Origin of the sequence: Kribbella sp. NPDC003505 (assembly GCF_040610875.1) — a bacterium.
In the GTDB taxonomy this organism is placed as follows: domain Bacteria; phylum Actinomycetota; class Actinomycetes; order Propionibacteriales; family Kribbellaceae; genus Kribbella.
This window is the reverse complement of sequence record NZ_JBEXNA010000024.1, coordinates 1-2159: the sequence shown is the minus strand read 5'-3', so window position 1 is coordinate 2159 and position 2159 is coordinate 1. Positions and strand designations below refer to the sequence as shown.

General features: G+C 67.4%; 2 protein-coding genes. Both read left to right on the top strand.

Features of this window, described 5'->3' with window-relative positions; translation table 11 throughout:
- Nucleotides 1–64: 64 nt before the first annotated feature.
- A complete protein-coding gene (istA, locus tag ABZX12_RS42730; RefSeq protein ID WP_355701219.1) occupies nt 65–1279 on the top strand; it encodes an IS21 family transposase in 1215 nt (404 codons plus the stop codon).
- Nucleotides 1279–2097 (top strand): IS21-like element helper ATPase IstB, encoded by an 819-nt coding sequence (gene istB / locus ABZX12_RS42725; RefSeq protein ID WP_355701218.1) that lies wholly within the window; start codon nt 1279–1281, stop codon nt 2095–2097. The genes istA and istB overlap by 1 nt, the downstream gene beginning before the upstream one ends.
- Nucleotides 2098–2159: the final 62 nt, after the last annotated feature.

The following is a 2159-nucleotide window of genomic DNA, read 5'->3' as shown; positions in this document are numbered from 1 at the left end:
TGTCGGCGGCGCTCGAAAACTGAACACTTTCGGCGGTGAAAAGTGAGCACTCGACGATGGGAGAGTGATCACTTTGGAGGACTGGGCGCTGATCAGGAGGTTGGCTGCTGAGGGGGTGCCGAAGGCGCGGATTGCGCAGCGGCTGGGGATCTCGCGGACCACGGTGATCAAGGCGGTCAACTCGGACGCGCCGCCTAGGTATGAGCGCAGGCCGGCACCGACGTCGTTCACGGTGTTCGAGGCGCGGGTGCGGGCGTTGCTGGAGCAGACGCCGGACATGCCGGCCACGGTGCTGGCCGAGCGGGTCGGCTGGACGGGGTCGATCCGGTGGTTCCGCGAGAACGTGGCGAGGCTGCGGCCGGTGCATCAGCCGGTCGATCCGGTTGACCGGATTGTGTGGGTGCCGGGTGATGCGGCTCAGTGTGATTTGTGGTTTCCGCCGCGGAAGATCCCGCTGGAAGACGGCAGCGCGAAGTTGCTGCCCGTGCTGGTGATCACGGCCGCGTACTCGCGGTTCGTGACGGCGCGGATGATCCCGACGCGCAAGACCGAGGACCTGCTGCTGGGGTCATGGGAGCTGATCCAGCAACTGGGGCGGGTCCCGCGCCGGCTGATCTGGGACAACGAACCCGGCATCGGCCGCGGACAGCGCCGCGCCGATGGCGTGGGGGCGTTCATGGGCACGCTGGCCACCAAACTGGTCCTGCTGCCGCCCAGAGACCCCGAGTCCAAGGGCATCGTGGAGCGCCGCAACGGCTGGTTCGAGACCTCGTTCATGCCCGGCCGGACGTTCACTTCACCGGCGGACTTCAACGCCCAGTTCACCGACTGGCTGACGCGGGCCAACGCACGAGTGGTCCGCACCATCAAAGCCGCACCGACGGACCTGGTCGACGCCGACCGGGCCGCGATGCTGGCGTTGCCGCCGATCCCGTTGCATCTGGGCTGGCGCAACAAGATCCGGCTGGGCCGCGACTACTACGTCCGCCTCGACACCAACGACTACTCCGTCGACCCGGCCGTGATCGGCCGGATGGTCGACGTCGCCGCAGACCTGGAAAGGGTGCGGGTCCGCGCGGACGGCCGCATCGTCGCCGAGCACTGCCGCGTCTGGGCCAGAGGAACCACCAGCACGGACCCCGCACACGTCCAGACAGCTGCCTGGCTGCGCAAACAGTTCCAGCAACCCCGCGCCGTCGTCTCCGGTGATGATCTGGCCCGGGATCTCAGCGACTACGACCGCGCATTCGGGCTCACCGCCGAGGAAGGAATCAGCTGATGGCCGCCACGAAACCCACTACGAAGCCTGGTGCGAGCACCGAAGCGGTCAAGCACATCACCTATCTGGCCGCCGCGCTGAAAGCACCACGCATCATTGAGGCCGCCACCCGGCTGGCCGACCAGGCCCGTGATGCCGGCTGGACCCATGAGGACTACCTCGCGGCCGTTCTCGAACGCGAAGTCAGCGCCCGCAACTCATCCGGCGCCCGACTACGAATCCGCGCGGCCGGGTTCGGCGCCGTCAAGACCCTCGAGGACTTCGACTTCGACGCCCAACCAGCAGCACGCCAACAGATCGCAGCACTGGCATCAGGCGGGTTCTTGACCGAGGCCCGCAACGTCGTACTCCTCGGCCCGCCCGGCACCGGCAAAACCCACCTGGCCACCGCCCTGGGCGTCGCGGCCGCCAGACACGGACACCGCGTCCTGTTCGCCACCGCGACCGACTGGGTCACCCGCCTCACCGACGCCCACCGCGCCGGTAAACTCCCGAACGAACTCGCCAAGCTGCGCCGCTACGGGCTGATCATCGTCGACGAGGTCGGCTACCTCCCGTTCGAGCAAGACGCCGCGAACCTGTTCTTCCAACTCGTCTCCTCCCGCTACGAACACGCATCGCTGATCCTCACCAGCAACCTGCCGTTCTCCGGCTGGGGAGGCGTCTTCGGAGACCAAGCCGTCGCCGCCGCCATGATCGACCGCATCGTCCACCACGCCGACGTCCTCACCCTCAAAGGCGCCAGCTACCGACTCCGCGGCCGCGGCATCGACAGCCTCCCCAGCATCCGCACCACCACAGACCAAACGCAGTCCTAGACTGCCAACAACCGCTCACTTTTCAACCGCCGAAACCGACCAGCTTTAGAGCGCCGTCGACA